The organism is Paenibacillus sp. MER TA 81-3, assembly GCF_023713585.1.
GTDB lineage: Bacteria > Bacillota > Bacilli > Paenibacillales > Paenibacillaceae > Paenibacillus_B > Paenibacillus_B profundus.
Genome location: NZ_JAMAWB010000017.1, coordinates 80,905 through 103,571, shown reverse-complemented (window position 1 = coordinate 103,571; position 22,667 = coordinate 80,905). Strand labels below are relative to the sequence as shown.

General features: G+C 52.2%; 19 protein-coding genes. 7 read left to right on the top strand and 12 right to left on the bottom strand.

The window, feature by feature from the left end; all coding sequences use genetic code 11:
* Nucleotides 1-168: 168 nt before the first annotated feature.
* The 5 genes from M3650_RS22230 (at nt 169) to M3650_RS22210 (ending at nt 5,009) form a co-directional block, all read left to right on the top strand.
* Nucleotides 169-612, top strand: coding sequence for a MarR family winged helix-turn-helix transcriptional regulator (locus tag M3650_RS22230; RefSeq protein ID WP_251577890.1), 444 nt, complete (start codon nt 169-171; stop codon nt 610-612).
* A 386-nt stretch (nt 613-998) separates the two neighbouring features.
* Nucleotides 999-1,832, top strand: a complete 834-nt coding sequence (locus tag M3650_RS22225) for a beta-keto acid cleavage family enzyme (RefSeq protein WP_251577888.1) — start codon at nt 999-1,001, stop codon at nt 1,830-1,832.
* The gene (locus M3650_RS22220; protein ID WP_251577886.1) at nt 1,825-2,928 is read left to right on the top strand and encodes a DegT/DnrJ/EryC1/StrS family aminotransferase; all 1,104 of its coding nucleotides are present in this window, start codon (nt 1,825-1,827) and stop codon (nt 2,926-2,928) included. The genes M3650_RS22225 and M3650_RS22220 overlap by 8 nt, the downstream gene beginning before the upstream one ends.
* A gap of 61 nt (nt 2,929-2,989) precedes the next feature.
* Entirely contained in the window at nt 2,990-3,775 is a 786-nt protein-coding gene (locus M3650_RS22215) for a hypothetical protein (protein ID WP_251577884.1), read from the top strand.
* Nucleotides 3,765-5,009, top strand: coding sequence for a glycosyltransferase family protein (locus M3650_RS22210; RefSeq protein WP_251577882.1), 1,245 nt, complete (start codon nt 3,765-3,767; stop codon nt 5,007-5,009). The genes M3650_RS22215 and M3650_RS22210 overlap by 11 nt, the downstream gene beginning before the upstream one ends.
* Nucleotides 5,010-5,248: 239 nt before the next feature.
* Here the strand turns inward: M3650_RS22210 and M3650_RS22205 are convergent, their stop codons facing one another.
* Nucleotides 5,249-5,674: a CPBP family intramembrane glutamic endopeptidase gene (locus M3650_RS22205; RefSeq protein WP_019419394.1), complete on the bottom strand. Its 426-nt coding sequence runs from the start codon at nt 5,672-5,674 to the stop codon at nt 5,249-5,251.
* Between the two features lie 52 nt (nt 5,675-5,726).
* On the opposite strand from M3650_RS22205, the gene M3650_RS22200 reads away from it, so the two are divergent.
* Nucleotides 5,727-5,921 carry a MerR family transcriptional regulator gene (locus M3650_RS22200; protein ID WP_251577880.1) on the top strand — a complete coding sequence of 65 codons (195 nt, stop codon included), beginning with the start codon at nt 5,727-5,729 and terminating at the stop codon, nt 5,919-5,921.
* A gap of 3 nt (nt 5,922-5,924) precedes the next feature.
* Nucleotides 5,925-6,356 (top strand): hypothetical protein, encoded by a 432-nt coding sequence (locus M3650_RS22195; RefSeq protein WP_251577878.1) that lies wholly within the window; start codon nt 5,925-5,927, stop codon nt 6,354-6,356.
* 121 nt (nt 6,357-6,477) lie between these two features.
* Here M3650_RS22195 and M3650_RS22190 read toward each other — a convergent pair whose 3' ends face one another.
* The 11 genes from M3650_RS22190 to M3650_RS22140 form a co-directional block, all read right to left on the bottom strand.
* Nucleotides 6,478-6,639, bottom strand: a complete 162-nt coding sequence (locus tag M3650_RS22190) for a hypothetical protein (RefSeq protein WP_251577876.1) — start codon at nt 6,637-6,639, stop codon at nt 6,478-6,480.
* Nucleotides 6,640-6,790: 151 nt separating this feature from the next.
* Entirely contained in the window at nt 6,791-7,216 is a 426-nt protein-coding gene (locus tag M3650_RS22185) for a hypothetical protein (protein ID WP_251577874.1), read from the bottom strand.
* Between the two features lie 22 nt (nt 7,217-7,238).
* Nucleotides 7,239-7,415, bottom strand: coding sequence for a hypothetical protein (locus M3650_RS22180; RefSeq protein ID WP_251577872.1), 177 nt, complete (start codon nt 7,413-7,415; stop codon nt 7,239-7,241).
* 801 nt (nt 7,416-8,216) lie between these two features.
* On the bottom strand, nt 8,217-9,668 hold the full coding sequence (locus M3650_RS22175) for a DHA2 family efflux MFS transporter permease subunit (RefSeq protein WP_251577870.1): 1,452 nt from the start codon (nt 9,666-9,668) through the stop codon (nt 8,217-8,219).
* Nucleotides 9,668-9,892, bottom strand: coding sequence for an MbtH family protein (locus tag M3650_RS22170; RefSeq protein WP_233697343.1), 225 nt, complete (start codon nt 9,890-9,892; stop codon nt 9,668-9,670). The genes M3650_RS22175 and M3650_RS22170 overlap by 1 nt, the downstream gene beginning before the upstream one ends.
* Complete coding sequence (locus tag M3650_RS22165; protein WP_251577868.1) at nt 9,885-17,087, bottom strand: amino acid adenylation domain-containing protein; 7,203 nt, start codon at nt 17,085-17,087, stop codon at nt 9,885-9,887. Before M3650_RS22165 ends, M3650_RS22170 begins: the two co-directional genes overlap by 8 nt.
* Before the next feature lie 15 nt (nt 17,088-17,102).
* Nucleotides 17,103-18,089 carry an isochorismatase gene (locus M3650_RS22160; RefSeq protein ID WP_251577944.1) on the bottom strand — a complete coding sequence of 329 codons (987 nt, stop codon included), beginning with the start codon at nt 18,087-18,089 and terminating at the stop codon, nt 17,103-17,105.
* A gap of 20 nt (nt 18,090-18,109) precedes the next feature.
* Nucleotides 18,110-19,741, bottom strand: a complete 1,632-nt coding sequence (locus M3650_RS22155) for a (2,3-dihydroxybenzoyl)adenylate synthase (RefSeq protein WP_251577866.1) — start codon at nt 19,739-19,741, stop codon at nt 18,110-18,112.
* A gap of 3 nt (nt 19,742-19,744) precedes the next feature.
* Complete coding sequence (gene dhbC, locus M3650_RS22150) at nt 19,745-20,986, bottom strand: isochorismate synthase DhbC (RefSeq protein WP_251577864.1); 1,242 nt, start codon at nt 20,984-20,986, stop codon at nt 19,745-19,747.
* Nucleotides 20,987-21,009: 23 nt separating this feature from the next.
* Complete coding sequence (locus M3650_RS22145; RefSeq protein WP_251577862.1) at nt 21,010-21,795, bottom strand: 2,3-dihydro-2,3-dihydroxybenzoate dehydrogenase; 786 nt, start codon at nt 21,793-21,795, stop codon at nt 21,010-21,012.
* Between the two features lie 15 nt (nt 21,796-21,810).
* Nucleotides 21,811-22,656 carry an alpha/beta hydrolase gene (locus M3650_RS22140; protein WP_251577860.1) on the bottom strand — a complete coding sequence of 282 codons (846 nt, stop codon included), beginning with the start codon at nt 22,654-22,656 and terminating at the stop codon, nt 21,811-21,813.
* Nucleotides 22,657-22,667: the final 11 nt, after the last annotated feature.

The window sequence follows — 22,667 nt, the reverse complement described above, 5'->3', positions numbered from 1 at the left end:
AGACCAGCATGATTAGCTTGAGCTGGTCTCTTTTTTACACCACATCGGTGTTGAGTTGGCAAAAGCTTGAATTCGGACAGCTGCGCCTCATTAATGTTATAATGCTAAAAGGATAATTAAGATTCATTACATTCATCAGTAGCTTACGCTCAGGAGAGGAATTATGAGATGGAGAATACTCTTAACAATGACCTTATTACTAATTGGTTGACTTTAACTCATATACAAATGAACGTAGCCAATGAATTGGAAGCGAATTTACAACAGAAGTATCAGTTGTCTTTAAAAGAATTTTATTTGCTTTTGTTTTTGTCGGAGGCTCCAGAGAAAAAATTGAAATTGCAACAGTTGGAGTCCATGGTTGGTTTAAGCCAGAGCGCCGTATCCAGACTTGTTAGCCGATTTGAAGCAAAGGGCTGCGGAGCTTTAAAAAGACTTGCCTGCGATGATGATCGCAGAAGTATTTATACTTCGTTGACACCGATAGGCCAAGACAAGCTCGACAGGGCACAAGAGACTTTTGAAGAAGTATTATTAGCGGTCTTTCCTGAGAAAGAAATAAAGCAACTGCTGCAACAAATGCTTCATGTCAAACAGGCCGAATCCGAGTAAAGCCCTCAGCGGCCATGAACATCCCGCTCTTCATAGCCACAGGCAACTTGCAGTCAGGGGTTCGAGCCCCCTTGGCTCCACCAATCACAAATACGGACACGCCTAATGGCGTGTTTTTTGTTTGGTGGAACCCCGAGAGGGTGAGAACCAGATTCACCACACTCGAATCTCCGGTTCGAAAACCCAGTCAAATCAAGGCTTTGCACGATTTTGACGGAAAGTTGGGCTTATAACTTATTTTATTTCACGAATCCATTCGTTAAAATGAAGGTGTCCGAACATTAATTCATGGCGCTGTAAAGATAAATATAAATCATATTAAGCTGGTGATTTTTTAAATACTTTTTGTGAATGGTGTTTTATATACAAACACCAGAAGGAGCACAATGAAGAAAATTGGCATATGTGCAGCGATTACCGGTTCTATGACCAGAAAAGAAACAATGCCAGGTCTTCCTGTTACCGTTGATGAAATTATCAATTGCGCTTATGAATGTTCCTGTGCAGGGGCTGCGATCGTTCATATCCATGTTCGCGACAAGGATGAAAGACCATCGCTGGAAGCTTCATTATACAAGGAAGTGTTGACCGGAATTCGTGAAAAAAGCGACATCCTGGTGTGCATTTCCACCTCAAATCACCTTGTTCGAGTATCGGATAAGGAACGGATCAGATTAATGGAATTACAACCGGATTTAGCCTCGCTAGAAGTGACTTCTCTCAAACGACCTGACGGTGGTATTAAAAACAACAAAAAATTTGTCATCGATATGCTTCAAGCAATGAAACAGTATGAAGTTAAGCCGGAATTTGAGATATTTAATCCTCCAATGTTTAAAGAATTCATGCGCTTGGTTGAGCTCGGTTATATTGAAGACAATGCTTATATCCAATTTGTCATTGGTTCAATCGGCGGGATGAAGCCTACCTATAAAAATATTCAATGGATTCTCGACTCTGATAAAAAGGGTTTCAATTGGTCTGCAGCCGGAATTGCAGGAATGCAGTTACCGGTTAATTTCATTTCCATCTTAAATGGCTGTGATGTAATTCGGACAGGGATGGAGGACAATCGTTATTTATTGAAAGGTATTCCGGTAAAAAACAATGTGGAATTTGTAGATCGATCTGCAACGATGATTCGCATGTTAGGGTGTGAAGTGGCTGATTCCTTTGCAATGGCAAAAATATTGGGAGTAAAGGATCGTAAGTATGATTAAAATTGCGCAACCACAGATTGGTCAAGAGGAGATAAATGCAGTAAGTGCTGTATTGAAAAGTGGGCAATTGGCAAGCGGAGAGAATGTCTTGCAGTTTCAACGAGCATTTTCAGAGTATCTGCGCCATGGATTTTGCATTGCTGTCTCTTCTGGTACAACAGCTTTGGAAATAGCACTCCGAGCACTTGGAATCAAAGAAGGAGATAAAATCATTACCACAGCGTACTCATTTATTGCGACAGCCAATGTGATTGTACATGCTGGAGGAATTCCACTTTTTGCGGATATTGATGAAACCACCTTGAACATCTCTGCCGATAGTATCGAACAGATTTTTCAAGAGCATGTAGGCGTAAAAGCTATCGTAATTGTTCATTTGTTCGGTCAAAGTTGTGATATGGATAAAATCACGGAAATTGCAAATCGGCACCGATTGCTGCTCATAGAAGATTGTGCGCAGGCACATGGAGCAGAATGGAAAGGGCGTAAATTGGGAACATTCGGGGATGCTGGCGCATTCAGTTTTTACCCGACAAAGAATATGACAACCGCAGAAGGCGGTATGGTTGTTATGAAGGATGAAAAGGCAGCCGGCTTCGCAAGTCAACTCATTCAGCATGGTATTAAAGGAAGGAATCAATTTGAATTCATTGGATACAATTATCGTCTGTCTGAGATTGCAGCGGCGATTGGTTTATGTCAACTAAAAAAGCTGGATCATTTCAATTCTGTTAGAAGAAAAAACGCAACGTATTATGATAAAAATATTGCGCATTGCAACATAATCAAGCCGCAAGAGGTTCGTGGGGTAAGGCATGTATATAATCAATACACATTGCGTATTTTGAATGGGAAAAGGGATGCATTTATTGCATATATGGAAAAGGAAGGGATAGGTACTTCCATTTATTATCCCTATTCGATTCCGGAGCAAGCCTGTTATAGATCGACTGATTTTTTAGAAAAAGAATATGATAAAAGACTAGAAGTTACAAACAGAATGAAACATGAAGTGGTCTCAATTCCTGTTCATCCAGGAGTAATGCAAGATGAAATAGAGCGAATTGTTACCGCGATCAATCATTTCGAAGTATAAGTAACCAATGTCAAATAATTGAACAGGCTGAAAAGCTCCTACGAATGGAGATGGCTAAAAAGTGATTCATGAAAGTGCGTATGTTAGCCAGAATTCAATTATAGGAAAAAAAGTCAGCATCGGTGAATTTTCCATCATCGGTGATCAAGTAAGTATTGGTGATGGAGTAACCATTTGCAGCCATACAAAGATTCATGCAAACACTTCCATAGGCAGCGGTACATGCATTGGAAGTTTTTGTTCTATTGGTGCCTTGCCAAATCTTAAAGGTTTTGATCAATCAATCGCATCCGGACTTATTATTGGTTCAAATAATATGATCAATGATCATACAGTCATTGCGAGGTCGAAAGATCCGGACGGCAATACAATCATTGGAAATAGCAATCATATTGGACACGGCGCATACCTGGGCCATGACGTGATAATAGGAAATTCAGCTACACTGTCTGCCCATGTACGGATTTCCGGGTACACCAAGATCGATGATTATGCCCATGTTGGTATGTCTGCGTTCACACATCAGTTTTCTAGCGTGGGCAAATATGTAATGATCGGTGCAATGGCTAAGGTGGTCAGGGATATCCCGCCTTATTTTCTGGTAGATGGCAATCCTGCGCTGATCAAAAAAGTAAACAAAGTCGGCTTGGAAAGACAAGGCTTTACTGCTGAACAGATCCATCAATTGGAGCGCATTCTAGATGCATTTGCTAAAAGCTCCTACCCTTCTTTAAATAATGAAGATCGAACGAAGCTGATGAGGCAATTTCAAGCATGTGAGTTGTTCTTAAAGTTGAGGCAATTTATTGATAATTCAAAAAGAGGGTGCTTAAGAATTGATGTATAGTGAGGCCTTTGAAAAGATTTTTCAACATTTAACATATAAGGACTGCGTGATTTCATTTTGTCATGACGACTACCGAAAGATTACCGGCGGTGCACAAAAATACGAAGTAGAACATCAAAAAATGATGAATGATCGCAACATTTCTAATGTTGCATTATTCACTGTCAGTAACCAAGATGTGCATACCATCGGATCTAATAATTTGCTTGTAGAAGTTGTGATTGATGGTGAAACAACGTGCTTTTTGGCGGCATGGCAAGTGGGGCATTGTTTTGGAAATCTTATTGCAGCAAACAAAATCAATCTCTTACGCATTTTTCTCAATAGTTTATTCGGTATGAATATAGCAATGATTGATGAGATCGTCAGCAGAATAAAAGAAAAAAAGGATATAGAGCTCCTTCATATCTTGCATGATTATTACTCCATTTGTAGAAATATTTATTTGTTTTATAATGATGAGGAATTTTGCGGTCCGGCACCCGTCGGTTCACCTCGTTGTGCAACCTGTCGTCACGGGGAGGGCCGCGAAGCGCAATATGACAGTATAAATGAGCTGTTTATCAAACATAAAGTAGTCGTCGTGGCACCTTCGGAAAATGGGAAACGGATATTTTTACGTATATTTCAGCATTTAGAGCAAAATGTTCGCGTTGTTTCCCATCAAAATATCATACCGTCGAAAAATATATCTACTTCCTATTCATTGGAAGATCGCAGAATAAGAGTCGCATATCCAGGCCATCCCCTCAGCAATAAGGGCTGGGATGCTTGGGTAAAGTTGAATGGAATTTCCAATAAATCAGATTATGAATTTTATCATTTTTTTTACGCTAATATAACGTTGCCTGAGACGATTTTTGTTGACACGAGTTTTCACAATGGTTCTACGCAGGATACAACGTCAAGGCTGATAGAACATGAGATTGACGTTGTACTTCTATGGTCAAACTGGTTTGGCACATATAATTACACCTATTACGAAAGTCTTGCGGCGAACTGTTTTGTTATCACATACAAAGACAGCGGAAATATTGCAGATCAGACAAAGCACTTTAAAAATGGACTCGTTTTGGATTCTGAACAAGAACTGGTTGCATTGTTTAACAATACGAAAAAACTAAAAGAGTGCATTGCTAGGCACAAAAATTCTGATGTGATTTACCGAGTGGTTGTAAATAACCAGCTGGCAGACGAACTTATGGATCAGAGACTTTTTTTAAGCTCAACCTAAAAACAACGGTTCATGTATCGAAATTCAAGAGTTTCCAGTGGTCTTTAAAAGACAGCAAGGCGCCTGCTATCCATCTTCCTGAGCGTGTATATTTCCTGAAAGTCTCATCTTTCTCCATATCACTCCCCTCCTGCACTCTACTATAAACCCAACTACTATACGTCAGAATCAAGCGGAGAAGTCATATAAATGACTAAAGGACAAACTCGTCTATTCATTCACAAAAAGAAGTATGCCTATTATCCGGTAACCGTCAGCAGCACGAAAATCGTGTTCGTCAGCCCGTGCGCGATCATGCCGGGAATGACTGATTTCGTGTTCTCATAAGTCCAAGCGAAAATCAGGCCTGCGACAAAACTGATTGCGAGTGTGTTGTAGGTCGGAATATGAGCCGCCATGAAGATGGCCGAACTTAAGAATGAAGCCCATCCCCTGCCGCAGCGCGTGCGCAACCAGCGGTACAGAAAGCCCCGGTAGAAAATTTCCTCATAGACGGGCGATACGATGCCTGCTGACACAACGGCAATCAGGACCGTGAATAGGGATATCTGGCTTTGAATACTCTCTGTTTTGCTATTTTCATAGCTTCCTCCAAAAAGGGACATCAGGTACAATATCAGCAGGCTCGCCGCGAGCAGAACGAAAGACCAAATGGCGATGGACATCAGGTATTTGCGGGGAAAGGAGCGGATGCCTACCTCAGCCCACCCCATCTTTTTGGGGAGCAAGGAGGCCGGAGGCAGACGCCTATACTCAGAAGAGGATTTGCTTAGACTGGAGAAAATCATGCTGCTGAAGTCGTTATCACTGCCTCTTAGCGACATTCAGAGCCTACTGGACGAGCTGTCGATCCGGCAAATTCTTAAAGCGCATCAGAAACTTTTGGAGAATCAGTTAGCTCAGCTTCAATAGAGCTTGAATAATACGACATCGCTGCTTCATTTCCATGAGCTTGAAGGAGAGTTCCACTGGGATACGCTGCTTCCGCTCGTGCAAAGATCCCAGCCGGGTCCGAAGCCGTGGCAGGCTTATTTTAATGATGAGGAGCTTCAGGTGCTGAAAGCCCGCCTCCCCAAGCTGGAAAATAATGACGAGATAACTCGGCAGTGGATTGGGCTCATCGTCCGTATTGAACGATGCATTCAAGAGGGCACCAGGCCGCAATCGGCAGAGGGCGCAGCGATTGCAGCGGAGATCGTTCGGCTCTCGGAGCTGACCTTTGCGGGAGACATAGCGCTGATGAATAAATTTTGGGAGCGGAAGGATCCCGCCTCGACAGATCAGGGCTTGGTTCCTATTCGTCAAGAGGTCATTCAATTTATCGAGGATTGTCTGACTCATTCATGAATTCCATCAGCATATAGCCGACTATTTAAAAAATAAGTTGATGCATGACAGCAATGCTGCCTAATGATAAAAATGCATGCACCGTCCGAGACGAATGCATGCGTTAGTTAATACGTTCTATCTACTCCCTTGTTATATCAAATTGATAGAACTCTCCCTTTTTATTAATAAAACCTCTAACGCTTGGCTCGCCGCTCTTTGTAAACGTAAACAGGTTAGCCGTTTCGCCTTTTCCCCGCGTTACGCTGTAACCCGTCAAATCAATGCCAAACACTTTCTTCACTTGTGGCTTGACGGAGGCTAGCACTTTAACGTTTTTGAATTTGCTGTATTTGTTATCGTTAATGCTTAATAAAGATCCAACCGAAGCCGAGGATATAAAGTAACTTGTTGGCGCACCCGTTTCTCCATCAATCCCTATCTGAATGTTTTTATCATCCTTGCTTAAAGGATCTAAACCCCCAAGAAGATTTATTCTTAATAAAGGTCAAATTACCTTCCGTTATTTTGAAGGATTTACTTGCATTCAACAACTGTAACAGCTTCCCAGCACCTTTTTTTACAGTTGGAGGCACTTTATCATACGAATAACTCAGCCGAATGACGTCTACCTTGTCATCCATCAGGATGACCGACACCTTTTTATTTCTTAAGGCTGTAAGTATCTCCCCATCTTTATAATAGGAGCGTTGCTCTGTATTAAAAGAAGCCGTTTGTGATGGATCAAGCTCCTGAAGAGCCTTTAAAGCCGCCTTCCTCAATATTTCATCCACTTCATCAGCTTTCAAAAAAAGCGTAACTCCATCGTTCTCGCCAGTTTCTTTATTTATCGTAGCCTGGTTATTATTCTCGCCCGACAAAAACAAGAGATCGTCTGGACCTTCATTTAAGATGTTTCAGCTTGCGGTTTAGTTTTGGTTGCAGGAAAAAAATCCTGTGACAAGCAGGTTCGGGGCAAGATGATTCCACGGCCGGATGCGGTTTGACCGCCAGCATGCCAAGCTCTCTTAACACGCGCACTGGGAAAGCCGATTCCAGCCAATCACGATACACTGCCAATCGCTTTTCTCCACTCTCCCACTCGTTCAGAATGGGTATCCTGCCGATAGGTGAGGTTACCTTTGAGTCACATGTGCCCGTTGCTTCCCAGATGATGCAGCAACATCACCGTAAGATAACATCGTCTAGCGACTGAGACATGCGGAAATCGGTAGATGCTGAGCGAAGGGAAGAGTGGGCGAAAGCGCGGAATGGATAAGGAGGACATCTCGACAGTGGTAAAATGTTCGATAACCTCTCCCGTGTCAACGATTAACAGGCACAAAATCTGGGAGCTGCGGGGGCTATGCTTGCCGTACAACGTTTTCCACTGTACTGAACCATTGGGAGAGTGGAGCTAGATAAAAGCGAACTACCTGTTGGATAAATGCAGACAAACAGCATGATGTTACTTTTCATTCCAATCACCATTCGATCCATTGGAAAATATACAGTCTACTGGCGTGTTTGCAGCGTAAGCTCGCCTTTCTATTGGAAATCGTCCAGTCAAAACCGGGATTTCCTCTGTACACAACCGTTCAAGCCGGATCCCACTGGATCTTTTCCAGTGGTTCTACATCTTGTCGCACTCAAATCGCCAAAACGCTGGACAGAATCCAATCCCTGCTCAGAGACGACACGGCAGAATGACTGACAACTTCCCTCATGTTGCAGTCCAGCGTGACGAAAGACACAAAAAAGGCATAAAAGTAAGACCTCAGTTCAGGGGAGCTGAACCAAGGTCTGGAAAGTAGAAAAGTAGATTCGAGCATGCTAACATGTTCGACTAGTCGAGATGCCAGCCAGCAGCAGGAGGTTTATTTATCCTTCAGCTTGAATAGGCCTTTCCTCCGCCGGCTTGAGCGGAGCCCGCTTGCGGATGGTGGCAGCGGCATCGCTATCGCGGATACGAAGCGCAACGCATAGACCTATAAGCAGGAAGCTTGCGGCGCCGAGCAGAGCCGCGCGGTAAGCCATCAGATTGGGCTCCATGCCTCCCGTGGCGTTCACCGTACTAGTGCCTGCTGCGGCAAGGATGCCGGACAGAATCGCCAAGCCTATTGCCGGCCCAAGCCTGTTCTGTACGGTGAACCAAGTGGAGGCGCGCCCCATCGAAGATGGGGGAATGTTGGCGAAGGCCGCGATCTGCACGGCGCCGACCGTATGCCCCAAGAAGATGCCGACACCGAACAGCAAGCTCCGAATAAGCCACGGGTTGGTGTCGGATCCGATCATGCTCAGCAGCACAAATATAGCAGCCGTGCACAATAGCCCTATGATGATGACACGTTTCGGTCCAAGCCTCGGATAAGTCCAAGGCACAAGCTGGGAAGCAAGCATAAGGCCCAGCGCCTCCGGGAAGGTGGTCAGGCCAGTGTCAAGCGCCGAGGCGTGCAAAGCATTCTGGTACATCAACGGGAACACGTAGAGCATGCCCAGCAAGCCCGCTGCAGCGAACATGGCGACGAGACCTGTCGTGCGGAACAGGCGGTCGCCTAACAGCCGCAGATCAAGCAGCGGCTGCTTCACGCGCAGCTCGACGGCGACAAGGGCGGATATGAGAATAAGGCCCATCACCCCCGTTGATAAGATCGCAGGGGAATTCCACCCTTGCATTGGACCTTGGCTCAGCGCATACATCATCATAGCCAAGCCAGGCGCCGATAGGAGGAGGCCTGGAAGATCCAAGCGTCCCGCCTCTGGCTCCTTATGCTCTTTCAAATACAGGATGCCGAACAGCAAAGCAGGAATCCCGATCGGCAGATTGACATAAAATATCCAGCGCCAAGAGAAATGTTCGACTAGAAGCCCGCTCACAATCGGCCCAACTGCAGGGGCAACCGCAATTGGGAGAATGAGGGCCCTGGATACCTTGGCCCGCTCCTGAGGAGGAAAGGTTCGGAACAGCATCGCTATTCCTACGGGAGTAAGCAAGCCGCCGCCGATGCCTTGCACAACCCGAAATACGGTCAGGGCTGTCAAATTATTGGCTAAGCCGCACAATGCCGAGGCTCCTGTGAACAGGGCAAGCGCAAGCAAAAAAGTGCGCTTCGTCCCCCATTTGTCGCCAAGCCAGCCCGCCACCGGCAGAACGATGGCGAGGCTTACTAAGTAGCCGACATTGAGCGCTCCCGATGCGGCCGGCGGAACTTGAAGTTCCTGGCTAATCGTCTGCAGCGCAACGTTCAGGACGGTGGCGTCCATGGCAACCACGAACATGGCTGCCACGTATACGATGCACACTACCTTTTTCGGATTCAACCAAGCCTTCATTACCTCTCTCCTTGAACAAGATCCGAAGAGCCGTATAGGCTGCGGGGCCGCAGATCCGTCCATTGCGAGTTGATGTAGTCCAAGCACACCTGGCGCATCTCCGGCCCCAGAACAGGGCTCCAGCCCTCTGGCACCATGGCGAAGGCAGGCCAAAGCGAATATTGTCCCTCGTCATTCATCAGCACCAGATAAGAGCCGTTCGCTTGCTCAAATGGATTAGTCATAGATTAGCTCCCTCCCATCAAGTCTTGTTGCCGCGCCGTTTGCAGACTTCAGCTTGGCCAAGAGGCTAGCCCCGATCTCGGCAAGCGGTCCAGGCTGACACAGGTCCTTATGCCGGCATGCGATATCATGCCGCTCGATCTGTCCGCCTATATAAGGAACCCACATCTCCGGTTCAATCGGATCGAACCAGTCCGGTATGATGGTCGAGCGGAAGAACAGCAGATCTCCCTCGAATCTTCGCGGAACATAAGCCCCTAAAAGACGAACCGAATTCTCATATGTTTCTTTCAAATTCATAATGGTAGCTTCATCAAGGCTTGCCAATGCGCTGCTGTCGCTGCGAAGAATCTCGATCGCGGTGGCGATATTGAGCGGAACGTCGCCAATGCTGTCCTTATCGTAGCCGCCCAAAGCAAGCAGCGCGGTCAGCGCCTCCTCCTCATCCGGTTCTCCGCGAATAGGCAGGTAATGGCTCGGGTAAGCGTCAAGCATGGCCAGAAAAGCGACCTCTTCTCCCTCTTCTTGCAGCTTTACGGCCATGGCATGCGCCACATTGCCCCCAAGAGACCAGCCTAGCAGCCGGTACGGACCGGTAGGTTGAATCGAGCGAATATGTTGAATATAATCTGCCGTCATCTCCTCAAGCGTCTTCGGAAGCTCCTCGGACTGGGCAATGCCGCGGGCCTGCAAGCCATAGATTGGATAATCCATGCCCAGATGCTTCATCAGCCCGGCATAGCACCAGCTTAGTCCGCCTGCAGGATGGACGCAGAACAGCGGCAGCTGAGCGCCGTGCGTTCTGAGCGGCAGCAGAACCTGCAGCGCGCTGTGCCCACCGCCCATATCGAGCCTTTCGGCGAGCCCGGCTGCGGTAGGAGCCTCGAAGAGAACGGCAATGCTCAGTTCCCTGCCCATCGCTTCGCGGATGCGGCTGATGAGGCGGACCGCAAGCAGCGAATGGCCGCCCAGCTCGAAGAAGCTGTCATCAATCCCCACGCGCCGCATCCCGAGCACTTCGGCGAACAAATCACATAGAACTTCCTCCTGCGGCGTTCTCGGGTTACGGCCGTCAAGCACCAAGGAGACATCAGGCGCCGGCAGCGCCTTGCGATCCAGCTTGCCATTCGGAGTGAGCGGCAAAGCATCCATGCCTATCATCGCAGACGGCACCATATAATCAGGCAAAATGGAGGCGGCATATCGGCGCAGCTCGGCCGGTTCAAGGCTTGCTTCCGCGGCGAACACCACATAAGCTGCCAGACGCTTGTCTCCCGGCTGATCCTCGCGCACCACGACCGCTGCCTGGGCCACCTCGGGATGCCGGGCAAGCACGGCTTCGATCTCGCCCGGTTCGATGCGGAAGCCTCGAATCTTCACCTGATGATCAGCTCGGCCCAGATAATCTAGTGAGCCGTCGGCGAGCCGCTTGGCCAAATCTCCGGTGCGGTACATTCTGGTGCCCGGCGGACCGAATGGATCGGCAACGAACCGCTCAGCCGTCAACCCCGGACGCCCCCAATAACCGCGGGCCAGCCCAGCGCCGGCGACATACATTTCCCCCGTCACTCCGGGCAGAGCAGGCTGCAGCGCATCATCCAGCACATACACTCGAAGATCTGGTATTGACCGGCCGATGAGGCTGTTGGCTCCCGGGGCAGCGCTGTGCTGGTGAAGCTCATTGTAGCTGACATGCACGGTTGTCTCGGTAATGCCGTACATGTTGATCAGTCTGGGAGCATGATCCGGATGGCGCTGATACCAGTCCTCCAGCCGGCCAAGCTCCAGCGCCTCGCCGCCGAAAATAACATACCGCAGGGAGAGCGTCTGCCCCAGCTCAGGTTGTTCCCGATCCGCTTGCATCAATTGATAGAAGGCGGACGGCGTCTGATTCAGGACGGTCACGCCCTCTTGCGAGAGCAAATGCAGGAACTCGCCCGGCGACCTGCTGATCGTATGCGGCACCACCACGAGACGGCCGCCATGCAGGAGCGGACCCCAGATTTCCCACACCGAAAAATCGAAGGCATAGGAATGAAACAATGTCCACACATCATCAGAGTCAAAGTGGAACCAATGCTCGGTAGCCGCAAACAGCCGCACCACGTTCTGATGAGGGATGAGCACTCCTTTAGGCCTGCCCGTAGATCCTGAAGTGTAGATGATATAGGCCGGACTAAGCGGAGACAGACGCCCCCTGCGTTCATGGTCGCTTGGGTTGGCTGGCGAATATTGCCGCAGCCGCTCCTCGACGCCAGACTCATCCAGCACAATACGCGGCAGACTTCCCGTATCAGGCAGCTTGGAAGATACCGGAGTGCTTGTCACCATACAGACCGGACCTGCGTCCTCCAGCATATAAGCGAGCCGTTCGACAGGATAATCCGGATCGAGTGGCAGGTAGGCAGCCCCTGCTTTCAGCACGGCCAGCACGCCGACAACCATTTCTATAGACCGCGGCAGCGCCAAAGCCACAATCTGCTCGGGACCTACTCCTTCTGCGATAAGCAGATGCGCGAGCCGATTCGCCCGGATGTTTAGCTCCTCATAGCTCAGGGAGTCTCCTTCATAGACGACAGATATAGCCTCAGGCGAACGGGCCGCCAGCGCCTCGAACAGCCCCGGAAGAGTACCTTGCTGCGTTGCGGTCGCAGGCGTGCTCCATTCCATCAGGATGCGGTGACGCTCTTCCGTTGTTAAAATATCAAGCTGTCCGATAGACTTACTCGGTTCAGTAGCAGCAGTCTCCAGTACGCGCAAATAACGAGCTGCCAACGCATCGGCTGTACTGCGCTTGAACAAATCCGCACTGTATTCCACAATTCCATCCAAGCCGTTAGGCGCGCCATTCGCATCGCGGCGCTCATTCAGCTCCACCGTCAGGTCGAACTTCGCCGTGCCCACGCTTTGAAGATGAAGGCTGGCTGCAACACCTGGCAGATTCAGCGCTGCATCCGGCGTATTTTGCAGCACCAGCATAATCTGGAAGAGCGGATGTCTGGCCCGGGATCGGACGGGGTTAAGCACTTCTACGAGACGCTCAAACGGCAAGTCCTGATGCTCGTACGCAGCCAGGCTAACCTCGCGGACCCTGGCAAGCAGTTCGCGGAAGCTTGGGTCGCCTGACGTGTCGGTGCGAAGCACCAACGTGTTGATGAAGAAGCCGACAAGACCGTCAAGCGCATCGTCGCTCCGTCCGGTTATCGGGCTGCCGATCGGAATATCGGTGCCAGCGCCAAGCCGTGTGAGAAGAACGGCCAGTGCGGCTTGCAGCACCATGAATAGGCTCACCTTGCTGTCACGGGCAAGCTCTAATAACTGGCCGTGCAGTTGCCTGCTAATCTGGAAATGGATGGTGCCGCCTTGGTAGCTAGCTGCCGTTGGCCTCGGATAATCAGTCGGCAGATCCAATTGCTCCGGCAGGCCCTTAAGCGTCCGCGTCCAGAAATCGAGCTGGCGGGCAATAAGACTATCAGGATCGCCAGCGCTTCCCAGAAGGCGCTCCTGCCAGATCGCATAGTCCGCATATTGCACCGGCAGCAGCGGCCATACAGGAAGCTCGTCCCGGCAGCGTGCCGCATAGGCAGCGGACAGATCGCGGGATAACGGGGTCAATGACCACCCGTCCCCGGCAATATGGTGCAGCAGCAGCAGCAGCACATGCTCGTTCGGAGCAAGCACGAACAGTTGGGCCCGCAGCGAAGGCTCAGCCGATAGCTGAAAGCTGTAACGCACGGCTTCCGCAAGCCGTTCCGGCAGTTCCGCCTCGCTGGCCTCCGTCAGGATCAGCTCAGGCTGTGCTTCTCCAGCATCCAGAATAAGCTGGCGCGATGTACCTTGCGTATCGGGAAACACCGTACGCAGCGTCTCATGCCGGTTCGCCACATCACCGAGAGCCGCCTCCAGCGCCTGCAAATCCAGTTCTCCGGACAAACGGGCTACAAGCGGAATATTATAGGTCGGGCTGGGCCCTTCCAGACGATACAGGAACCATAAACGCCGTTGGGCGAAGGACAACGGAACGCTCTCAGGCCGCACGGCCGGTCGTATAGCCGGTCTGGCCTCCTGCGCATAGTCGATCCGTTTGACAAGTTCCGCAACCGTAGGCGCCTCGAAAAGACTGCCGATGTTTAGTTCGACGCCAAATGCCTCACGGATGCGAACCATTACCCGCCCGGCAAGCAAGGAATGACCGCCCAGCGCGAAGAAGTCGTCATCGATGCCGACACGGGACAGGCCAAGCACTTCGGCGAATAGAGCGCATAGAATCTCCTCCTGCGGTGTCCGAGGGCCGCGTCCCGCAGCCGTCATGCCGAGATCAGGCGCTGGCAATGCCTTGCGATCAATCTTTTTGTTCGGCGTCAAAGGCATGGCATCAAGCGTGACGACAGCGGATGGGACCATAAAATCAGGCAGCTTGCCGGTAACATAACGGCGCAGTCCGGCCGGATCGATTCCTGATGAGGATACCGGAACCACATAAGCGACCAAACGCCGCTCCGCTGGCTGATCCTCCCGGACCATCACCGTCGCTTGAGCAACGTCAGCGTGCTGGACGATCAGAGCCTCGATTTCGCCCGCTTCGATCCGAAAGCCGCGCAGCTTAATCTGATGATCGGCGCGTCCCAAGTAATCGATGGAGCCGTCCGCCAACCATCTCACGAGATCGCCTGTGCGGTACATCCGGGTGCCCGGCGGACCGAACGGATCCGCCACGAACCGCTCCGCCGTCAGATCCGGCCGCCCCAAGTAGCCACGGGCCAAGCCGGCGCCAGCAATATATAGTTCCCCCGCCACTCCCGGCGGAACAGGCTCCAGCGCTGCATCCAGAACATATAGCCTCGTGTTCCAGATCGGACCTCCAATAGACGGCTTACCCGTGCGCTCATTACCCAGCAGTGCAGCTGTCGAATAAATGGTCGTTTCCGTCGGGCCATATTGGTTGTTGACTTGGCAATTCAGATCTTGCAGGGCAATCTTAAGTCCGATCGGGAGCGCCTCGCCCCCGGTTATAATCGTAAGCCCGTCGAACTTGTCAGGATTGCTGGCAGCAAGCGCCTGCCATAGTGTCGGGGTCGCCTGCATAATGGTAGCTCCTGTGTCCTTGATTCTCTGCGCCAGAGCAGACGGATCCAGAATCGTATCCTTCCGGGCGATATCTATGCTGGCTCCGGTCGTGAGAGGCAGCAGCACCTCCATGACAGAAATATCAAATGAGATCGTCGTAACAGACAGCAGCCGATCCTGCCCATCAAGCGCAAACCGATCCCGCATTGCAAAAAGCAGGTTGGTCAGACCTTCAAATGTGAGCAATACCCCCTTAGGTCTGCCAGTCGAACCGGAAGTGTATATCACATAAGAAGGGTGAAGCGGCGACAAGCGGCCTATACGGTCAGCATCATTAGGATTATGCTTAGCATGCTGCCCAAGTCTGTCAATGGTTGCAGGCTCATCAAGCACGAGCTTAGGAGCCGCACCGGAATCCGGCAGTCTGGAGACAACCTCCGTGACCGTTATGAGGCACATCGGTCCGGCGTCTTCCAGCATATAAGCAATCCGATCGGACGGATAATCCGGGTCGATCGGCAAATATGCCGCTCCCGTCTTGTGCACCGCCAGTATGGCGACGACCATCTCTACCGACCGCGGCAGCGCCAGAGCCACAATCCCCTCTGGACCGGCACCGTGCGCAATCAGCAGATGCGCAAGCTGGTTAGCACGCGCGTTCAACTCGGCATAACGTAGTATTGCATCATCAAAGACAACCGCAACCGCATCAGGGGTGCGGGCAACCTGCTCCTCGAACAATCCCGGTACGCTCGTCTGCGGCAGATTATGCGCGGTGTCATTCCACTCGCTCAACACCTGACGGCGTTCTTCGGGCAGAAGCAGTTCCAGCCGCCCGATAGGCTGGTCGGGGGCAGCAGCGGCAATCTTGTCCAGCAAATGCAGAAAGCGCCGCTGATGCAGCATCAACTCGCTTGCGCTGTAAATCGCAGGGTTCGCATCAAAGTCGATACGAAGTCCGCTGACGTCGGAGTTGCAGTACACGTTAATCGTCAGATCATCCACAGGCCCTGCCGACAGGTTGCGTGTCCTTCCCCGATAGCCGGCAAAGCTCAGATCCTCGACAAACGGCATCACATTAATGAGAGGGCCGAACAATCTCCGGTTGTCCCCTAGCAATTTCAGGTCGCGACGCAGATCCTGATGACGATAGTTCTGGTGCCGTCTTATATCGCGGATTTCCCGGGACACCTGCTGCAGCAGCTCGCCCAGACTCATATCCGGCCGGACCTCCACACGCAGAGGCAGCAAATTCATGACCATGCCGGGAACGCGCAGCGCTGCGGAGCCCAGCCGGCACATCACGGGCAAGCCGAGTATGACGTCGTCTGCGCCGGTCAGCCGATGTACGTAGACGGCGGCAGCCGCAATCAAGACATCCGGCCAGCTTGTCCCCGACCCGCTTGCAGCCGCCTGCCAACCGTTCATGACGGGTGACGGCAGCTGCGCGGATCGGCGCAAAAAGCTGCGCGATGTCCGCTGCGCACGCTCGCCCAGACTGACCGCTTCGGGTTCATCGGCGAAGCGCGCCAACCAGAATTGACGATCCTGCTCCAGCCGCTCTGATGCGCGATAAGCTGCATCTTCCTGCAGGATGGAGCGCAAAGAACCAAATGCCTCCTCACCGATCGGCAGATCGTAGGCAAGCGCCGTATAAATCTGAGCGACCCTTCGTGCCAGAAGCGAGAAGCCATAGCCATCGATTACAATATGATGAATGCGCTGGTACCAATAGAAACGATCGGGTGCGAGCTTGAATAAAGCTTCCGTAAACAGCGGGCCGCTGAGCAGGTCGACAGGCTGGGCCAAATCATGCTTCATCCATGCTTCTGCCGCTTCGTGCGGGTCCTCTCGCCCGCTGACATCTATGATATGCAGCGGCCAGCCGGAAGACGGGACGATAGTCTGCCAAGGCCCGTCCCGATCCTCTCCGAAGCAGACATGCAGCGCTTCCGCCTCCGTCACGGCCCGGCGCAAAGCAGTCTCGAAGCGTTCTGGATCAACAGGTCCATGGATTTCTACACATTCACCGGTATTGAATATCGGGTTGTCTGGATCAAGCTGCTGCGCGAACCAAATACCGGACTGCGCTCCCGACAGAGACCAACGGACCCTCTCCTGATCAGGCATGATAGTGACCTCCTTCTATACAGTAAAATAATCATAGTTGGGCAAGGTTTTGCTCAGCCTTGAAGATAACAGCTTCCACCAGTCAGCCAATGTAGGCTGCTCGGCCAGTTCCACGAAGCTCACCGCGGCCCCGCTGCGGCGCCACCGCTCCACCAGGCTCATAATCCGGATGGAATCCAGTCCCCACAACATAATCAGGTTGTCATTATCCGCAATCTTGGATGGCTGTTCCTGCAGAAGTCCTGCCACTTCCTCACGCACGGATTGCTGCGTCAACGGCCAGCGATCAGCCTCAGGCGCAGCTTGAGGTGTAGATTCAAATTCAGATGCAATTTTAGACGCTGCTTCAGGCGTTGCAGCCTGCGAATACCCCAGTTCATCAACGAGACGCTGCGTCGTTATCGTGACCGCGCACCGTTCGGCCGCATAAGTGAGAGCCATCCGATGCTTCTCCGCAGAAAAATCAGCTACCGCATCGGCGATGAAGAAGGGCTGCACATCCTGCATGAATGCTTCGCATGAGGTTAGCAGGCATCCAATATGGGCGTAAATACCGCATACCATCAGCTGATCCCGGCCGCGCTGCCGCATCATGTCCAGCAGATCGGTCTTCTGAAATGCGCTGTAACGCCACTTGGTCATCACAATATCGTGCTCGCTGGGAGCAACCTCTTCCACAAACTTTTTCTGATAAGGCCCATCGTCAATGCCCGGACCCCAGAAATCCTGCAGCAATCCGCGCTGCTCGGGGTTCTGTCCGCCAGGCTGCGCCGAGTACACAACAGGTATTCCGAGATCAGCGCAATGAACACGGAGCTTCCGGATGTTCGCCAGCAGATCTACGACAGGCGATTCGTCAACATTGAAGGCGTCGAGGAAGTATTGCTGCATATCATGAATAAGAAGAACGGCACGTCTTGGATCAGGTGTCCAAGCCACCTTGTTCGCCGGCAGATCGGACTCCACAGGCATCGGATAAGGAAGAATGGATGGAAGAGCCATAATATCTCCTCTTTTCAGCATTATTTTGGTACGTTAGCTAGAGACTTCTGCTTCTTGGCAATGAGTTCGCGCAGTGTCTTTTTACTCACCTTGCCTACCCCTGTCTGGGGGAACGAATCCACGAACTCCACCCGATCAGGGATTTTGTAAGCCGCTAGCCCGCGTTCTCTAAGAAAGGCTTTGAGCTCAGCATCTGTCAGCGACGAGGAATGATAAGGAACAACGAATGCGCACGTGCGCTCGCCGAGGAACTCGTCCGGCATCGCTACCACCGCTGCATCGTGCACCCCGGGATGAGCGAGGAGGTGATTCTCTACCTCCTCAGCCGCCACCTTGTCTCCGCCGCGGTTAATTTGGTCTTTATCGCGGCCCTCAATGACCAGATAACCAGCTGTGGTCAATCTGGCGAGGTCGCCTGTACGGTAAAATCCATCTGTCGTGAACGCCTTGGCATTATGCTTCTCGGCCTTGTAATAGCCGCGAATGGTATAAGGCCCGCGTGTCAGCAGATGTCCCACTTCGCCGGAGGCGACTTCACAATCATCATCGTCCACCAACCGGACTTCATCATATGGCGACATCGGTCTGCCTTGCGTGTTCACAATAATCTCTTCCGGATCATCCAGTCTGGTGTAATTGACCAGCCCTTCCGCCATCCCGTAAACCTGCTGCAGGGTGCAGCCCATCGCCGCGCTTACCCGCTTGGCCGCCTCCGCGCTGAACTTGGCTCCGCCGACCTGCAGCACCTGAAGATGGGACAGGTCGTAACGGCGAGATGCCGCCGCGTCGAGCCAGATCAATGCCAGCGGCGGCACTACGGCCGTAATCGTGACGCGCTCCTTCGCGATGAGAGGGAACGCCTCGTCCGGGCTTGCTCCGCGCGCAAGAACGACTCTGCCGCCGGCATATAGCGTCCCGAGCACGCCAGGCGAGCTAAGCGGGTAGTTGTGGGCTACAGGGAGCACCGCCAAATATGAGCTATTCTCATTCAAGGAGCAGATCTCCGCGCTTACCCGCAAGCTGTAAATGTAGTCATCGTGCGTCCGGGGAATCAGCTTCGGGAGCCCAGTCGTCCCGCCAGACAGCTGGAGAAAAGCGACATCGCCAGGGCTTGGCCCCTCCATTCCGCTTACGGGGTCGGCATACAAGTTGCCCAGCGCCGCAAACTTCCCCGGGTCTCCCGCCACAATGACGTGACGCAAGGCTGGAGCAGCCTCCTTCACCTGTTCAGCAAGCTCCCGGTAATCAAATCCCGACTCTGTATCAGGGATAATGTAAGCCACCGCTTCGGTGAACTCGCATAAATAGGCGATCTCGCTCTTGCGGTGCACCGGCAGGGAGAAGACAGGCAGCGCTCCTAAGCGGAACAGCGCAAAGATAGCTTCAAAGAATTGCGGGATATTGGGCAACTGGACAATAACCCGATCCTGCGGCTGAATTCCCAATTTGCGGAATCCGGCAGCGAGACGGTCTGCTCTGGCGTCAAGCTCCGCATAGCTCATCCGCTGATCGCCGCTGACGATGGCAATGCGCTCCCCGTGAGCCGCGGCGCGCAGCCGCAGCATGTCACCGAATGTCTCTCCCCGCCAACATCCTTCCTTGCGATAGCGATCGGCCAATTCCTTAGGCCATGTTGGGCATCCTGGCAGCATTAATCATCCCTCCCGCGTCATCGATAGTTGTTGTTGATTCAGCCCCATGGCAAGCAACAGCGTGCGGAACTTGGCTGAAGTCTCTGCAAGCTCGGCAGCCGCGTTCGAACCAGCAACGATTCCCGCTCCAGCGAATAGACGCAGCGACCGTCCTTCCGCCTCTGCACAGCGAATCGTGACGGCCCACTCTCCGTCGCCATTCGCATCGCACCAGCCGACCGTTCCCGTATAGAACTCCCGATCGAATGGCTCAATCTCATGAATAACGTCGCGGGCCAGATCCGTAGGCGTTCCACAGATGGCAGGCGTCGGATGCAGCGCCATTGCGAGCTCAAGCGATGAGACCGAGACATCGGCAAGCTCCCCGGTTATTTCGGTGGAGAGATGCCACATCGTCTTCGTCTGCACAAGCGATGGTCCAGTGGGAACATCTAATTTTTTGCAATATGGACGAAGCGCGGCCACGACAGCATCGATGACCACTTCATGCTCATATCTGTCCTTAGCGGAGGCCAGCAGTGCAGCCGCCCGCCGCTTATCCTCGATGGGATCATCGCTGCGGGCCGCGGAGCCTGCCAACGGATTGGCTTTAATCTGCAATCCTGTCTTCGTGACGAGCAGCTCCGGGCTGGCTCCAATGAGCGTTCGGGGCCCTTCGTGCGCATCCGCTGCGCATTCCTCTCTCTCTGCCGCCAGATTGACGGCAAAGGTATAACCATGGGTATTGTGATAGGCCAAATTGCGCAGCAGCTGATGGACATCGACAGCTTGCGGCGACGTAATGTGCAGCGTTCTTGACAGCACCACCTTCTGAAGCGCGCCTGCGCTAAAACGAGCCAACACTTGGTTCACGCCATCCTCATATTTTTCCGGCTCCGGAATCGCACGCATCTCACATGCTGACGCTACTGGCTGTTCCATCTGAATGCCCGGCTCGAAGCTCAGAGGCCCTGCCCACTGGATAGCGTTCGGCACGATAAGCTGTGCAGGCTTCGTAACATCAAAAGGAATCGCTCCTGCAACAACCGGCACCTCATGCCCGGCTTGTCTAGCCGCGGCCAGAAGGTCGGCAACGCGGCGCGTCAGGCTAATCCCTTCATCCTGCTCTTGAGCGTGCCACCGCGCCCATTGTCCCTGTGCCAGCAGGGTCCGTCTTGGTGAAGAGAAAAAGAAGGACGATCCCGTCCGATATTGTTCCAGCAGCTGTGTGGCAGACGCTGCAGGAGCAGCATCACACTTCAACATTTCTACCATCTCCCTTCTATGTATCAACATCCCAAAGTTGCACCGCCGTCGACGCACAAGTCATGCATCGTAATATGCCGCGCCCGGTCGGATACGAGAAAGACCACTGCATCGGTAATATCGGAGGGCATGGCCAGCTTCCCAAGCGGTATTCCCAAGCGGAACGCCTCCGGCGAGCCTGCGATGACAGCCTGAGCTCCGTCCTCACTGCTCCATAGCGCCCGCTGCATAGCCGTGTCCGTGGAGCCAGGCGACACGATGTTGCAGCGGATATTGTGCCGGGCGTACTCTAGCCCCAGACATTTGGTGAACATAGTAGCCGCAGCCTTCGAAGCCGCATAAGCCGACATCTGCGCGCGCGGCACCCCGGAAGCATTCGATCCCACGGTCACGATCGAACCTGAATTGCGGAGCGCCATGCGCCTTACTATAGAACGGGACACATAGAACACGCCGTTGACGTTAACGGCGAAGGTCGCCTTCCAATCCTCATCGCTGAGCGATTCGATGGGCCCTGTTCGCAGCAGACCAGCCACATTGACAACAATTTCAATGGGACCCAGTTCACGTTCGATCCGTTCCACCACTTCATCAACGGCAGAGCTGTCACCCACGTCTGCCGGGTATGCCACAGCATGGAGACTGCTGGCACTTAGGTCAGCGACGACACCGCTAAGGCCAGCGGCATTCCGATCCACTGCCGCAACGATGGCCCCAAGCCCGGCAAGTGCCTGTGCCACCGCTTCCCCAATGCCTTGAGCAGCGCCTGTGACCAAAGCGACTTTTCCCCTGATTCCTGCACTATCCACCTTTTCAACCCCTCTTTATTTCTCTGGATTTAAAGCAAATCGCAAGGCTCGGCTGATCAGAATCGGCAGCACCGATACATGGCCTTCATCTTCAAATTCTTTGTATACTGCTCCCACTCCATGACTAGAGAGAACGGATAGGCGTTCCGAGAGCTCCCTTGCGCTGTCGCAATTGCGGGAGACGTGACTTTTCTCCAGCTCTCCTACACCAAGCAGCAGTTGAACGTTGACAGGCTCCTCCTTCACGCGGGCTGTAAATTTCTGTTCCTGTTCAAGCAAATATTGCTTGTTCCAATGGATGGATGGACTGCCTGCGATATAGTACTGAAATGCGCCCGGCTTAGTAAACAACGCATACAACGTGAACAGACCGCCGAGAGAATGCCCAAAAATCGTCTGCCGATTGCGGTCGATCTGGAACTCGCTTTCTATCTGCGGCTTCAGCTCCTCCTCGATGAATTGGAGGAACGCCGCTGCTCCGCCTTGCTCAGGCAGAGCTGTGCCGTCGGACTTGTGGCGGTATTCGGTAGTTGGAACTGGCGTGTAATCGTAAAAGCGATCCGGCGCATACGGACCATCCGTCTCATAGCCGATGCCTACAATTATCGCAGGCATCACTCCCGTCTTATCCGGCCGGCGGCACTGCAGGCGCACCGCCTCCGCCATCGTTCCGAAGACGGAATTACCATCTAGCAAATAGATGATCGGATAGCCTGAGGGAGGAGGCGCTCCCTCAGGCTGCGCCACTATAAGCCGATACATGCGGTTCTCTGCACGCGAACGCATCATCCATTGCTCCGCACGGGGAATGTCGACCCTGCGGCGCGAGATATGATTGAGTGTAGTTATGTTCGGTTTCATCTAATCCCCCC

Excerpts from the sequence above, each read along its gene's own strand:
- M3650_RS22160 (WP_251577944.1), bottom strand. The coding sequence starts at position 18,089 with ATGGCTCTTCCATCCATTCTTCCTTATCCGATGCCTGTGGAGTCCGAT.
- M3650_RS22230 (WP_251577890.1), top strand. The coding sequence starts at position 169 with ATGGAGAATACTCTTAACAATGACCTTATTACTAATTGGTTGACTTTA.
- M3650_RS22205 (WP_019419394.1), bottom strand. The coding sequence starts at position 5,674 with ATGTCCATCGCCATTTGGTCTTTCGTTCTGCTCGCGGCGAGCCTGCTG.
- M3650_RS22140 (WP_251577860.1), bottom strand. The coding sequence starts at position 22,656 with ATGAAACCGAACATAACTACACTCAATCATATCTCGCGCCGCAGGGTC.
- M3650_RS22170 (WP_233697343.1), bottom strand. The coding sequence starts at position 9,892 with ATGACTAATCCATTTGAGCAAGCGAACGGCTCTTATCTGGTGCTGATG.
- M3650_RS22165 (WP_251577868.1), bottom strand. The coding sequence starts at position 17,087 with ATGCCTGATCAGGAGAGGGTCCGTTGGTCTCTGTCGGGAGCGCAGTCC.
- M3650_RS22220 (WP_251577886.1), top strand. The coding sequence starts at position 1,825 with ATGATTAAAATTGCGCAACCACAGATTGGTCAAGAGGAGATAAATGCA.
- dhbC (WP_251577864.1), bottom strand. The coding sequence starts at position 20,986 with ATGTTGAAGTGTGATGCTGCTCCTGCAGCGTCTGCCACACAGCTGCTG.
- M3650_RS22175 (WP_251577870.1), bottom strand. The coding sequence starts at position 9,668 with ATGAAGGCTTGGTTGAATCCGAAAAAGGTAGTGTGCATCGTATACGTG.
- M3650_RS22225 (WP_251577888.1), top strand. The coding sequence starts at position 999 with ATGAAGAAAATTGGCATATGTGCAGCGATTACCGGTTCTATGACCAGA.
- M3650_RS22155 (WP_251577866.1), bottom strand. The coding sequence starts at position 19,741 with ATGCTGCCAGGATGCCCAACATGGCCTAAGGAATTGGCCGATCGCTAT.